The organism is Shinella sp. GW821-FHT11G07 (assembly GCF_058808115.1).
Genome location: NZ_JBXARJ010000003.1, coordinates 312,648 through 326,218 on the forward strand (window position 1 = coordinate 312,648; position 13,571 = coordinate 326,218).

Genomic DNA, 13,571 nt, shown 5'->3' on the forward strand with positions numbered 1-13,571 from the left:
ATACAGACCAAAGCCTGAAATGCAAAAAGGCCGGCCGGTTGGTGAACCGGTCGACCTGTTTGCTATGCCGGGGCAATCCGGCACATTTATGCAAGCCCATCAGCTATACGGCGAAATGCACTGCTGGCGCGGGCCATTGTAAGGCTGGAACGTGTTGTCGTATGCGCGATAGGAACGATAGCGATTGGCGCACCAGTTCACATGCGAACCGCCGCCGACATAACCGCGGTCGTTGGCAATCGCGCCACCGATAATGGCACCGGCGCCAAACGCTGCGAGCGGGAACCAATAACCATCATGATAGCGGTAGCCGCGCCGCTGGTAACGGTATCCGCGATGGCCCCCGTACCAGCCACGACGATCGCCGCGGTCACGCCAGCCGACATCACGGTCTCGATGGCGCCAGCGACGCTCGGAGCGCCAGCCATCGTTGCGATAGGACCTTCTCGAATCGCGCCAGATTCTACGCTTTACCAACGGGGAGGTGCTTTCGCGAACCAACTGTATATTACTTTCACTCGTCGCTTTGGCCTGCTGGCTGATGGAGCCGGCAAGCGGCATCGCGTTTACAGGCGTGACCGGCGTTGCGGCAAACAGCGCCGACATCGCGACAGCGAAAACTTTGCTGACTAACTTCATCGTCTTTCTCCTGGCAGTGCCTTTCGACGCTTGCTCGAATGGCAATTTGAACGAGAAACGCACTGTAGTCCCTTTCGTTCCATATGTGCTCGCCCCTGCCGCACGTCAATGGCCTGCCAGCATTAGCGCTCCATTAACCATGTCTGTCGCACCATGCTCGCTTGCGGAGGCGTGAGGATCGAACAGGAGCGTCCATGAACCCCAAGCATCTTTCCGGGCTGGCCGCCCTCATGACGGTGGCGGCCCTGTCTTTTCCCGCCAAGGCAGCGGATGTGGAACCGTGGAAGACGCCGGAAAACGCCATCGTCATCGACGCCTACGAGCTGAACGAGATCGACTGGTCAGAGATGCTGTCCGACAAGCGCATCGCCGGTTTCATCTCGAAAGCCTCCGACGGCCTGCCGGAGAGCTATAGCTGCAAGGGCGAGCATAGCGGCGACACGGTGGCGCACTGCAAGACCATGTGGCGCAAATATGCCGTGAGCCGCGAACTCTACGAAACACGCCGCCTGCTTGCCCGCGCCAAAGGGCTGCTGTGGGGCGCCTATCACCTTGCCCGCCCCGGCAACCCGATCGACCAGGCCAATCATTTCCTCGACTATGCCAAGCCGCAGGACGACGAGATGATGGTGCTCGACATCGAGGGCATCGATCCCGACAATTACATGTCGCTCGAGGATGCGCAGATCTTTGCCGGCCATGTGAAGACGCGCACCGGCCGCTACCCGGTGCTCTATACCAACCATTCCACCGCCCGGTACATCGCGCTCAACCGCGACACATACCGCATCCTCTCTCGCCTGCCGCTCTGGTATGCCCGCTACAAGCCGGGCATCGAGGGCGCGTTCCCGATGGGCAACTGGGACAACTATGCGCTTTGGCAGTTCTCCGCCGCCGCGAACTGCTCCAAGCGCCGCTGCCCCTATCGCGTCAAGGGGGCGGAAAACGACATCGACGTCAACGTCGCGCCGATGACCAGGGCAGAGCTGCAAAAGGCCTGGACGTTCGGTGCCCTGCTGCCGGAAAAGCCCTTCGAGCCGCTGGATGAGATGCTCACCGCGTCCATCCCGGCGGGCGGCGCACTCAACGCCACGGCCGAAGCGACCGCCTCTGTCGGCACGGCCGCCCAGACGGCCGGCATCGTCACGCTCGCCGGCGGCAAGACGCCGTTTCCGGTGGCGGTCAGCGCAGAGGTTCGCGCCGGCATCATGGCGAACGGCACCACGACCACCCTGCTCGGGCCTCGCGTGGTAGAGGTTACACCGATGAACTACCAGGATTTCTGAGGGCCAGCCCACAGCCCCGCAAGAGCAGTGTCCGAATGAGCTATACGTTCGCTGTTGGCGACATTCACGGCTGTATCGATCCGCTGAACAGGCTGCTCGCCCGGATCGACGCCTATGCCGCGTCGGGCACGGTGGTCTTTCTCGGTGACTATATCGATCGCGGGCCGGACAGCAGTGCGGTGCTCGACCGGCTGATGGCCGGCCCCTCCGCCAATTTCCGGTGGATATGCCTGATGGGCAACCATGAGGACATGATGTGCGGGGCCTATGACGGGCGCAGCGACCGCGACTGGTGGCTCGACAATGGCGGCCTTGAAACCGAAATGTCGTTCGGCGGCAAGGTGCCGGCCGCCTGTCTCGACTGGGCGGCAAAGCTGCCGCTCATGCATGTCGACGCGCACAGGCTGTTCGTCCATGCCGGCGTATCCCCCGCCTTCCCGCTGGATCGGCAAAGCAGGCGCGACCTGCTGTGGCTACGGTTTCGATCCGATGAGCCAGAAGACTATTGGGGCAAGCACCTGGTACACGGACACACGCCGTCGAAATCCAATCCCCAGACCGTTGGCAATCGCACGAATGTCGATGGCGCCTGCGTGTTCGGCGGCAAGCTCGTCTGTGCAGTTTTCGACGACAACATCGCCGGTGCACCGATCGACTTCATCGAAGTCGCGGCCACCGACGATGGATAGGTCGAATACCGACCGTCACGCCTCGATCGACACATCCCCGATCGGCCGCGAGCAGCAGGCGAGGATGTAGCCCTCCTCGATCTCGTCGTCGAGAATGCCGCCATTGTGGCGCATGTCCACGTCGCCGGAAATCTTCAGGACACGGCAGGTGCCGCACAGGCCGCCCTCGCAGGCCGCGCCGATGCGCACGCCGGCGGCGCGCGCCGTCTGCAGGATCGTCTGGCCGGGCGGGCATTTGCCTTCCTTGCCGGCCATGGTGAAGGAGATGGTGGCCACCGCATTGGCATCGACCTCGATCTCGCCGGCGCCGGCACGAATGGCGATCTCCTCTGGTGCCGGCGCTGCAGCCGGCTGGAAGCTCTCCTCGTGGTAGCGCTCCATGTTGAAGCCGCAGACCTTCAGCATATCCCTGACGCCGCGCATGAACGGTTCCGGGCCGCAGCAAAAGACGGTGCGGTCGCGGAAGTCTGGTGCCAGCAGCGACAGACGCGCCGCGTCGATCCGGCCGCGCAGGCCATGCCAGCCATCGCGCGGATTGTGGCCCTCGACGACGAAACCGAGTGCCAGGTTCGGCATATGGGCCGCCAGACATTCAAGTTCCGCCTTGAACAGCAGGTCGTCCGGCCTGCGCGCGCAGGTGACGAAGGCTACGTCCGACTGCGGTGCGCAATCCGACATCCAGCGGGTCATCGACATCATTGGCGTGACGCCGGAGCCGGCCGAGATGAAGAGGTACTTTTCGGCGGGATAGCGCACGAAGGAAAAGTCGCCGAGCGGTCCGAAGGCCTTCAGCTTCATGCCCGGCTTCAGATGATCGAACATCCACCGCGTGCCGATCGAATTCTTTTGCGCCTTCACCGTCACGGCGACGGAGAAGGGGCGCGAGGGCGTCGAGGACAGCGTGTAGGTGCGCATCACCGGCTCGTCTTCGGAGACGGGCAACTCCAGAGTGACGAACTGGCCCGGCAGGTACCGGAACCAGTTGTCCCGATCCGAACGGAAGGTGAAGGTCATCACATCCGTCGTCTCGACGGTCGCGGCGACGCATTCGAGAAGGTTGTGGCGATCGTGCCAGGGATTGAGCTCGTCGAAATGGCGGAAATGGCTGGCGATCGTCATCTCACGCCACCCGCGGCAGCGGCTGCTTGGCGCCGTCGAGCCGTTCGATCATGAAATTGGCGTACCACTCGACGAACTGCATGACGCCACCTTCATCTTCCGGCGAATAAGGTCCGGGCTGGTAGGCCGGCGAGCGGATGCCGAAGGCATTTTCCTCGACGATCCGGCGGTCTTGGTCGTTGGTCTCGGTCCAGACATGGGTGAGTTCGTCGAGACGATAGTCGACGCCTTCCACGGCATCCTTGTTGACCAGCCATTTGGTGGTGACCTGCGTCAGTTCCGGGCCGAGCGGCAGCACGCGGAAGGTGATGGCGTGGTCGGCCAGCACATGGTTCCACGTCGTCGGGTAGTGGAAGAGCAGCAGCGTGCCGATATGGCTTTCCGGCACGTCGCTCGACAGCGGACGTGCAACGGCGCGCGCGCCCGACATGGTATAGCTCTCGGCATCCTGGATGAGCGGCATGCGGGCGGCGCGGAACTGGCCGGTCGGCGACATGCGGAATTCGCTCGGCAGGCCGGCAGTCTCGCACTTCGCCCAATGCTCGGCGATCACGGGATCATCCTTGGCGCCCTGCACGCCGGTGGCGCTCGGCGCTTCCGGATAGGTGCGGCAGAGTTCCGGATGGTTGGCGGCACAGTGATAGCACTCGCGGTTGTTTTCCCAGACGAGCTTCCAGTTGCCCTTTTCGATGATCGTGCTTTCGAAGGCGACCTTGGTCTCCCCGAGGCGGTGACGGGCGAGATAGGGCTCGACCATGGCGCGGAACGGCGCAAAATCCGGAGCCTCATCGGCAAGGCAGATGAAGATGTAGCCGCCGACGGTCTCGCAATGCATGCGCTTCAGGCTGTGCTGCGTCCTGTCGAAATCCTCCGCCATGTGGCGGGCGAAGAGCAGCGAACCGTCCAGTTCGTAGGTCCACTGGTGATAGGGACAGACGAGCTTGGCAGACGAACCCTTGTTCTGCGTGCACACCCGCGAGCCGCGGTGGCGGCAGGAATTGTGCAGCGCGCGCACCGTGCCCGAGCGGTCGCGGGTGACGACGACGGGATAGTCGCCGACCTGCACGGTGAAATAGTTGCCGGCCTTGGGAATCTCGCAGTCATGGCCGATGAACAGCCAGTCGCGGTACCAGATCGTCTCCAGGTCGAGCTTGTAGTGGTCTTGGTCGATATAGAAGGCCTGCTCGAGGCTGTAGCCGTCGCGCCGGTTCTTGAGCTTGCGGAGCACGTCGCTGCGAATGTCCATGCTGGATCCTCAGATATCCAAATTATTGCCACGCAATTCCGAACGGAAAACCGCTTCACACTTTTCCTGGAACTGCTTTCGGATGAGGCGCACGGAAGGAGACGGCATCCAGGCGGCAAGCCGCACGGAGTGCACGCTTCCCGGCCGCCCGCCGCAGCCAGTCACGATCGTTTCTCCAGGCTGGTTTCCGGGCTGAGGAGTGTTCTTGTCGGGCATGACCGCGTCCAAAAAGTCGAAAACCTTTCGGGGTCATGCCTTCCGAACCAGTGCAGCGCCTTCCCAGACCTCCCGTCCAGTGGCTTCTGCTGCACCTTGCTCCAACACCGTTGCGGGGGCAGCGCCGGAATTCAACCGGCTTCCCAATTCTCCACCCTCCCTGAGGAATGGCACCTTGAGTGTTCCTATCTAAACGCAAGAATCGTCGCGCAACATGTCGGAAAACGACATGGCCTCCTGATTTGACGACAGCTGTTTCCAGAAGAGCCAGGGCGTGGCGGGGTAACTTTCTCCAGTCATACCAAAGCGATATGCCTAATTTTTCGGCGCATTGCCTCGACAATGGCGATGCTGTGGCCAAGCATCACACGCTTGTCATATTGCGACCACGATGTTGCCGGGACAGGAATTGGGAGTGCGACAGCAAGGATTGCTTAACGACGTTTTCCTAAACTCGTCTGCGATCAGGGCGCGAGGATGGAGTGCCGCCACGTGCAGCAGACGAAATTTCGATATTACGACGCCGTTGCCTACAAGCGTGCGAACCCGCCGAAAGCAGCCGTACACACGCAATTTCTCCGGACCGGCCGTATCGACCGCGACGTCAACTGGAGCCCGAGCGAGAAGCGTTACCTCTCCTATCCGGAAGTGGCCGAGCGCACCGGCCGCAAGCTGGAGCGGGCGGGCAGCGTCACGCATGACCGTATCAACGGCTTTCATGAGACGATCCAGTTTCCCAAGCTGATCTTCCACCGTACGCTGGCCGAGACGCCGCATCTAGGCTACTGCCACATCACGGTGGCCAATTCCCGCTTTGCGGAATTCCCGAACGTGCAATGGGCCTTCTACATGACCAATTTCCGTGCCGAGATCGGCGACGGGGAACAGTTCTTCGCCGGCATTTCGAAGAAGCCCGGCCGCATGTATTTCGCCATCGCGATCACCCCGACGGAAGAGGAAGGCCGCCTCACCATCGACCGTAAGGTGCGCGGCAACGGCGTGATCTTCCGCACCGACGACCCGAAGCTTGCCATGAAGAACGTGCTGATGCTCGGTGCCCGCAACGAGGCACTCCGCAAGATCATCCGCGCGCTTTAGAGCATTTCGCGGCACGCAAAACCGCTGTGCACCCTTGCCGGAACTTCTCTAGGACGCCCGGTACAGCATCCATTCCTTGCCCGCCGGCACTTCGTCGCCGCGTCCGTAGACGACGACGAGATCACCCCCGGCGCCCTTCGCCTCCAAGAGCGCCCGGTCACAGGCCGATGCGAGGTCAAGCGCGCTGTCGGCGCGGTCCGACATGCACACACCGGCAGACAAGGTCAGGTGGCCGAGATTGCGGCCGGTACGGGGATCGCGGAGCGCAACCGTCTGGAACGCTGCGCGCAACAGATCGACCAGCCGTGTCACCTCACCCTCGTCCGACGTCTGGAACAGGAAGCCGAAGCGCAGGCCGTCGAAGCGCACGGCGAGATCGTTGGCCGGGAACGCCTGGCGGATGAGGCCGCCGTAGAAGGTGACGAGATGGTCCGAAAGGGCCTCGATCTGGGCCGGCGAGAAACGGCGGTCTGCATCGACCTCGGCGACGACGACACCGCAGAGCATCGGCAAGTCCGGATTGGCATAGACGCGGGCGAGCGCCTTATTGAAGGCACGGCGGTTGCCGAGTTTCGTCGGCGGGTCGATGAATTTCATCGCCTCGAAATCCGCCATCTCCTTCTGGATGCCTTCCATGACGACCGATTGCGCGGCGACCTTTGCCGCCATTTCCGCCGTGTGGCTGACGCGCTGTTCGGTCGCGCGCTGCAGGGCCTCGAGCGAACCGCCGAGCATATCCACCCCGCCCGCTTTTTGAATGACCTGCGAGGCCTCGCCGATCAGCCGGCCGTAGTCGGAAAGCGACGTCCGCTCCTGGCTGAGAAGGTCCATGAAATTGCTCATCTCGCCGCTGATCGCACCGGCAGAGCGTTGCAGCACGCCGGCCTCATGCTGGTGGGGCAGGTACTTCCGGCCGAGTTCATCAAGCATGGCCTGGGTCTTGTACTTGCCGAGCGCCACGAAATCGCGCACCAGATCCGGATTGGCGCCGGCATAGGCCTCGTAGACCAGTTCGTAGTTGCGCGGCAGGCCATCGATGCCCATCTGCTTCATGGCCGTTGCGACGCGCAGGGCGATGTCGGTCGTCGAGGATTTCTTGTGAGTCATCTGGTGCGGGGACCTGCGTGCGGGAGTGTTCACCTCACCCATAGCAGGCCGCTCTTTCGACCCTTCTAACCCGATCATTCGAATTTTAAGCAATCCGCCTGTGCCCTTGGCATTTGCCGCCAAAGCCCTGTAAAGGAGGCCGGAAACGACGGAAGGGCGACATGGCTTACATCATCGATACGCGGACGGAACCGGAGGTGGCGCTGGTGCGAGCCTCGGAGGTGCTGAGCCGAGGCGTGCCGGTCGCAATCCCTACGGAAACGGTCTATGGCCTTGCCGCCGATGCCACCAATCCGCTGGCGATCACCCGCATCTATGAGATGAAGGGGCGACCGCGCTTCAATCCGTTGATCTGCCACATGGCCGATCTTGCCATGGCAGAGCAACATGCCGTCTTCGATCCGCTGTCGCGACAGATTGCAGAGGCCTTCTGGCCCGGCCCGCTGACCCTCATTCTGCCGATCCGGCCGGAGAGCGCCATCCACCCGCTGGCGCGCGCGGGGCTCGATACGGTCGGCATTCGCGTGCCGACGGGTTTTTCCAGCCGGTTGCTTGCCGCCTTCGGCCGGCCGCTGGCGGCCCCCAGCGCCAATACCTCCGGCCGTATCAGCCCAACGACCGCCCGGCATGTTGCCGAGGATTTTGGCGCGCGGCTGGAGCTGGTGCTCGATGCCGGGCCGGCTGTGGTTGGGCTTGAATCTACCATCCTCAAGGTCGAGGGCGAGACGATCCGGCTGCTCAGGCCCGGCGGGCTGGATGCGGTCGAGGTGGAGCGCGTCACCGGCCGCCCGGTGCTGCGCAACGACACGGCGGGCGCCACGATCGAAGCGCCGGGCATGCTCGCCTCGCATTACGCGCCCGACGCGCCGGTGCGGCTGAATGCCCGTGACGTACGGCCGGGCGAGGTGCTGATCCGCTTCGGCGGCAGGATACTCCCCGGCGAGGCCGATGCTGCGCTCGTGCTGGACTTGAGCCCCAGCGGTGATCTGGCGGAAGCCGCCGCCAATCTGTTCGGCTATATGAAACAGGCGGATGCGGCGGGCGCAGGCTCGATTGCGTTTTCGCCGATCCCGTCGGATGGCCTCGGCGAGGCGATCAACGACCGTTTGCAGCGCGCGGCCGCCCCGCGCGGCTAAAAGGAAGACGTGATGGCCCAGGCAACGCTTTCTCCCGACCTGATCGCCCGTTTCGCCGCCATTACCGGCGAGACCTATGCGCTCACCGAAGACCGGGACATCGCCCCCTATCTCATCGAGAGCCGCGGGCTCTATCATGGCACGTCGCCACTGGTGCTGCGGCCCGGTTCCGTTGAAGAGGTCTCGGCCATCCTGGCGCTCGCCACCGAAACCCGCACGGCCATCGTGCCGCAGGGCGGCAATACCGGCCATGTCGGCGGCAGCGTGCCGCGCGAGGGTGCAGCCGATGTCGTGCTGTCGCTCTCCCGCCTCAACCGCATCCGCGATGTCGATCCGGTCGGCAATGTCATCGTCGCGGATGGCGGCGCGGTGCTGGCGGACATCCAGAAGGCGGCCGAAGCGGTCGACCGGCTGTTTCCGCTGTCGCTCGGCTCGGAAGGCTCGTGCCAGATCGGCGGCAACCTTTCCACCAATGCCGGGGGCACTGCCGTGCTCGCCTATGGCAATATGCGCCAGCTGTGCCTCGGCCTCGAAGTCGTGCTGCCGACCGGCGAGGTGTGGAACGGGCTGCGTCGCCTCAAGAAGGACAATACGGGCTACGACCTGCGCGATCTCTTCATCGGCGCGGAAGGCACGCTCGGCATCATTACCGGGGCGGTGCTCAAGCTTTTCCCGCGGCCCCTTGGTCACGAGGTCGCCTTTGCCGGTTTGAAATCGGTTGCGGATGCCCTCACCCTCTTCGAGCGCGCCTCAAGCCGTTGCGGCCCTGCCCTCACCGGCTTCGAACTGATGCCGCGCCTCGGTGTCGATTTCACCACGCGCCATATTCCGGGCGTGCGCGATCCGCTCGCCACCCGGCACGACTGGTATGTGCTCATCGACATCTCCACCTCCGACGACGCAGAGACGGCAACGCGCATGATGGAGGCGCTGCTGTCCGAAGGCATCGAGGCGGGGCTTGTCGAAAATGCGGTGGTCGCCTCCAGCGAAGAGCAGCGCCGGGCGCTCTGGCACATGCGCGAAAGCATGTCGCCGGCACAGAAGCCGGAGGGCGGCTCGATCAAGCACGACGTCTCCGTGCCGGTCTCGGCTATTCCGGCGTTCATGGCGGAGGCGGACGCCGCGGTGATGGCCGCCATTCCGGGTGCGCGCATCTGCTCGTTCGGCCATATGGGCGACGGCAATATCCACTACAACATCTCGCAGCCCGTCGGCGCTGACAAACAGGCCTTCCTTGACCGCTGGCGCGAGATCAACCACCTCGTGCACGGCATCGTCCTGAACTACAATGGCTCGATTTCCGCCGAGCATGGCATCGGCCAGTTGAAGCGCGACGAGTTGGCGGAGGTCCGCGCACCGATCGAGATGGACCTGATGCGAAGGGTGAAGCGATCCTTCGACCCTGCCGGCATCATGAACCCCGGCAAGGTCGTCAACGTCTGAGGGATCAGCTGCCGCCGGTGCGCAGCTGCGCCAGCGACATCATCAGGTCGGCGCTGATGCCAGCCGAGCCGGAGCCGGTCAGCACCGAAAGCGCAGGATCGGTCGTGCTCTGATTGTCGAGGTCGTAGAGCACGGAGAACTTCACGATCATCTTGGAGACCTTTTCCGGATCCTGCAGGTCCTCCAGCTCAAGATAACGGTTGATCATGTCGGCCTGGGCGTCGATATTCGCGCTGCCGATTTCGTCGGGCAGCTGATAGAGCACCTTGAAGACCTCGAAGAGCGCATCGTCGGCAAGAAGATCGTAGGCGCTCGAGATCGTATCTGCCTTGCGCTCGAAATAAAGCGCGAGGCGCACGCCGGCATTGTCGTTGCCGGCCTCCTCCTCCAGCATCTGGCGCACATAACTGTCGAGCGTCTCGTAGATGCCGCGGCGCGACTGAATCTGCGCATCGTCCGGCCGCTCGACAAGCCCTTCGGCGTTGAAGTTGAACGAGGCGACGATCTTGCGATAGGAGCGGTCGGCCTGCTGGTTCACGAAGCTCTTCGGATCGTCGAGATCGGAGGTGAAAATCTTCGCCATGAACTCGGCATCGACGCTGGCCGGATCGATATTGTTGGCTTCCAGAACGAAAGCGACGAGGCGCGGATCGGACAGGAATTCCTTGACGGAATCGATCTTCTGCATCTGGACGGAGTAATATTTCGCCTCTTCCTCCGCCAGCTTGCGGTCATCCTCCGTTCCGAAACGGGATTTCTCCACCACATAGCCGCGCGACATGACGAGGATTTCGGATTCGGACTGCGCCAGTTTCGGCTGGGTGATATTCCCGTCCGACCCGAAATTGAACGCCTTGGCGAGCTCCACATAACGCTCGTCGTCGAGCTGGTACACATAGCTTTTCGGATCGTTGAGGTCGCTTTTCAGCACATTCTTGATCGTCAGCGCCGAGACCTTCGTCGGATCGATGCCGAAGGCTTTCAACGCGAAGTCGTAGACCGTCGCCTCGCCGATAAAGTCCTTCACGGACTTCACAGCGCCGATCTGGCCTTTGAAACGCTTGATGGCGGTTTCGTCCGCCTCGTCGTCCTTGTCGTTGTAACGAACCATGTAGCCGCGCGCGGTCGTCGCGGTCTGGGCGGCGGTCTGCGGCGTGTCGCCGGCCGCCAACGTTCCGTCTTCCTGGAAATTGAAGGCGGCGCGCAGCGCAACGTACTTTTCCTTGTCGGCACCGCCGAACATGTTGATGTAGCTCGTCGCATTGTTCGGGTCAGCGTCGCTGGTGATGATGTTGCGCAGCGTCAGGCTGCCGACAGACACCTTGTCGAGATCGAAGGCGACCTTGAGGTAGGCGACTATGCGCGGATCGGCGATAAGTTCGTTTGCCGTGGTGATGCTGCCGATCTGGCTTTCGAAATACTCCTTGTTCATCAGCGCAGCCGCCGTCGTCACGCGCGGATTGGAGAGCGTGTAGAGTTCGTTCGTGCCCTTCTTCTGGTCGGCGTCCTGGACGGTGCCGGCCGTCGCCGTGCCGTCCGTGTTGAAGTTAAACGCATCCGCCAGCGCACGGTACTTGTCGACATTGCTGATGATTGCGATCTGGCGGTTGATCTCCGCCTTGAGCTGGGTGATGCGCGGCTGGTTGGCGGGGGTCGATTCCAGCCCTGCCAGCTCGTCACTCGCCGCCTGCCGCGCCGCGGCGGCCGCCGTCGCCTTCGCCTCGAATTCCGTATTGAAATAGCTCGCCGGATCGTTGCGATCGCTCGACAGCACGCCCTTGATCGCCGCGCGCGAATAGTTCGCCGGGTCGATGCCGAAGGAGGTGAACACGTAGTTGCGCAGGCGTTCGTTGTTGAGCAGTTTGTCGACGCTGGTCACCGTATCGATGACGATGTTGTAGTAGCGGGTTTCTTCCTTGATCACGTCTCCCGCATTGGCGGCAGTCGCGGAATAGAGGCCGATGATCTCATCGAGCTGCACCTCGGTCTGCGCCACGGCGGTGGCGCCGGTGAAGCTGAAGGCGGTGGCAAAGTCGCGGTAGCGCGTATCGGTCAGCATGTTCACGAAGCTGTTGGCGTCCGAGATATCGCTATCCAGCACCTTGCGCATGAAGGCCTTGGCGTATGTCATCTCTTCCAGGCCGTGGGCTTTCATGGCGTAGGAATAGAGCCGGTAGTCGTCGAGGAACTCATCGACAGTCGATACCTTGCCGATGTTCTCCTTGTAATACGCCGCCTCGCGCGCCGTCGTCGTCTCGCTCGCCGTGCGGTCCAGCGACGTCAACATATCGCGCGCGATGAGGTTGTAGCTCGTATAGGTGGACAGCATCGGAAACTCTTCCTTCGTGGCAACGGCAGGCCAATCGAAGGCTATTTTCGCGCGCGAGGCTTGTCCCGGCCTTTCGGGAGCGTGGGACACCTGCGGGCCGCAGCGTTCACCTTCCCTAAACCCTACGCCGTGCGGTTTTGCTAACCATCGGGAAGCGCAAAGTTTTCTTAACCGCAATTTTTAAGCGGCGAGGAAGGGGCCCCGCCTATTCTCCCCCTCAGAGGACGCAAAGTCCCAATGAGAAGACCGGATAGGGCTCTCAAGGAAAACAAGGGCGAAAGACATGCTGAATACCGTTTCCAAGCCGGCATGGGCCGGCAACACGCTCCGGCTCGATCCCAAGCGCTTCCCGCAGCAGGTGACATTCGAGCTGCGTGGCGAAGGAACCGATGCCACCATCACCCTCGACGAGCGTGGCGCCGTGCTGCGCAAGGTCCTGCCGTCGAGCGGCCTGCCGCTTTCGATCGCACTGCCGGCCCGCGCCTTCAAGGGTGTTGCCGCCCGCGCCATCGACCACGGCAACGGCGATGTGACCGTTACCCTCGAATTGCATCACCCCGACCCGGACCTCTGCATTCCGCTGCTCGTGGCACATGATCTCTGCGATATCGCCGCCGACTGGCGCAGCTGGGCGGAAGCCTATCGCATTCCGATGCTGATGGTCGAAGCCGATGGCATCGCCCGGCCGCTCGACGACAACCTGACCGTCGGCAGCCGCCCCGCCAAGCCGCGCCGCCGCCACTCCTATTTCGCGGATCGCCGCCCGCGCTTCCTCGTGCGCCGCACGACGGGCAAGCTTGGCGTCCAGATGAAGATCGACGGTCGGGAAATCATCGCCCGGCGTTGATGCCCGACGAAGACGTGACCTCCAGAAGAGCCGGCCGTTCCCTGCGGCCGGCTTTTTCGTGCCCTGTTCCCTCCGGAACACTTTTCACGCGCCCGGCGTGGGAAACAGCGTTCAACACAGCGGCAAAGCCCGCACGAACGCAAGGGACCGATCATCATGGCAAAGCTCTTCACCACCCTCCTCGTCCAGATCCGCAAGGCCGACGCAGCCCTCATCGAGCGCGGCCGCCCACCGCGCCGGGGTTTCGAGATCGCGATGCACCCGGCGACTTTGCGCCGCTCGGAAGAGCGACCGCATGTGGGCGCTCGCTCGCCCCGCTACCGCTAGGTCACGCGTCGGCCAATGCGGCCGCCTTTTGCCCGACGCCTGCCCGCAGCGGTTGACATCCGGCAGTGAAACAGCGCAATTGCACTCCG

Annotated in this window: 12 protein-coding genes and 1 riboswitch; of the genes, 7 read left to right on the forward strand and 5 right to left on the reverse strand. The window is 62.9% G+C overall.

Features of this window, described 5'->3' with window-relative positions; genetic code table 11:
* Positions 1-99: 99 nt before the first annotated feature.
* Positions 100-639, reverse strand: a complete 540-nt coding sequence (locus AC1RT2_RS07980) for a BA14K family protein (RefSeq protein WP_493100918.1) — start codon at positions 637-639, stop codon at positions 100-102.
* Between the two features lie 194 nt (positions 640-833).
* On the opposite strand from AC1RT2_RS07980, the gene AC1RT2_RS07985 reads away from it, so the two are divergent.
* Entirely contained in the window at positions 834-1,925 is a 1,092-nt protein-coding gene (locus tag AC1RT2_RS07985; protein WP_493100920.1) for a glycoside hydrolase family 25 protein, read from the forward strand.
* A 35-nt stretch (positions 1,926-1,960) separates the two neighbouring features.
* Positions 1,961-2,614 (forward strand): metallophosphoesterase family protein, encoded by a 654-nt coding sequence (locus AC1RT2_RS07990; RefSeq protein ID WP_493100922.1) that lies wholly within the window; start codon positions 1,961-1,963, stop codon positions 2,612-2,614.
* 15 nt (positions 2,615-2,629) lie between these two features.
* On the opposite strand, the gene AC1RT2_RS07995 is transcribed toward AC1RT2_RS07990, so the two are convergent.
* Together AC1RT2_RS07995 and AC1RT2_RS08000 are read right to left on the reverse strand one after the other, a co-directional pair.
* Positions 2,630-3,733, reverse strand: a complete 1,104-nt coding sequence (locus tag AC1RT2_RS07995; RefSeq protein ID WP_493100924.1) for an FAD-binding oxidoreductase — start codon at positions 3,731-3,733, stop codon at positions 2,630-2,632.
* 1 nt (position 3,734) lies between these two features.
* Complete coding sequence (locus AC1RT2_RS08000) at positions 3,735-4,979, reverse strand: aromatic ring-hydroxylating oxygenase subunit alpha (RefSeq protein ID WP_493100926.1); 1,245 nt, start codon at positions 4,977-4,979, stop codon at positions 3,735-3,737.
* A gap of 161 nt (positions 4,980-5,140) precedes the next feature.
* Positions 5,141-5,388: riboswitch (cobalamin riboswitch) on the reverse strand.
* Positions 5,389-5,687: 299 nt separating this feature from the next.
* Here AC1RT2_RS08000 and AC1RT2_RS08005 point away from each other — a divergent pair.
* A complete protein-coding gene (locus AC1RT2_RS08005) occupies positions 5,688-6,293 on the forward strand; it encodes a DUF6656 family protein (RefSeq protein WP_493100928.1) in 606 nt (201 codons plus the stop codon).
* A 48-nt stretch (positions 6,294-6,341) separates the two neighbouring features.
* Here the strand turns inward: AC1RT2_RS08005 and AC1RT2_RS08010 are convergent, their stop codons facing one another.
* A complete protein-coding gene (locus AC1RT2_RS08010) occupies positions 6,342-7,400 on the reverse strand; it encodes a diguanylate cyclase domain-containing protein (protein WP_493100930.1) in 1,059 nt (352 codons plus the stop codon).
* A gap of 161 nt (positions 7,401-7,561) precedes the next feature.
* On the opposite strand from AC1RT2_RS08010, the gene AC1RT2_RS08015 reads away from it, so the two are divergent.
* Together AC1RT2_RS08015 and AC1RT2_RS08020 are read left to right on the forward strand one after the other, a co-directional pair.
* Entirely contained in the window at positions 7,562-8,536 is a 975-nt protein-coding gene (locus AC1RT2_RS08015) for an L-threonylcarbamoyladenylate synthase (protein WP_493100932.1), read from the forward strand.
* 12 nt (positions 8,537-8,548) lie between these two features.
* On the forward strand, positions 8,549-9,979 hold the full coding sequence (locus tag AC1RT2_RS08020; protein ID WP_493100934.1) for an FAD-binding oxidoreductase: 1,431 nt from the start codon (positions 8,549-8,551) through the stop codon (positions 9,977-9,979).
* A 4-nt stretch (positions 9,980-9,983) separates the two neighbouring features.
* Here AC1RT2_RS08020 and AC1RT2_RS08025 read toward each other — a convergent pair whose 3' ends face one another.
* Positions 9,984-12,308: a DUF1217 domain-containing protein gene (locus AC1RT2_RS08025; protein WP_493100936.1), complete on the reverse strand. Its 2,325-nt coding sequence runs from the start codon at positions 12,306-12,308 to the stop codon at positions 9,984-9,986.
* 283 nt (positions 12,309-12,591) lie between these two features.
* Between AC1RT2_RS08025 and AC1RT2_RS08030 the strand changes: the two genes are divergently transcribed.
* Positions 12,592-13,155, forward strand: coding sequence for a DUF6101 family protein (locus AC1RT2_RS08030; RefSeq protein WP_069059619.1), 564 nt, complete (start codon positions 12,592-12,594; stop codon positions 13,153-13,155).
* Between the two features lie 156 nt (positions 13,156-13,311).
* Positions 13,312-13,482, forward strand: coding sequence for a hypothetical protein (locus AC1RT2_RS08035; protein WP_160861619.1), 171 nt, complete (start codon positions 13,312-13,314; stop codon positions 13,480-13,482).
* Positions 13,483-13,571: the final 89 nt, after the last annotated feature.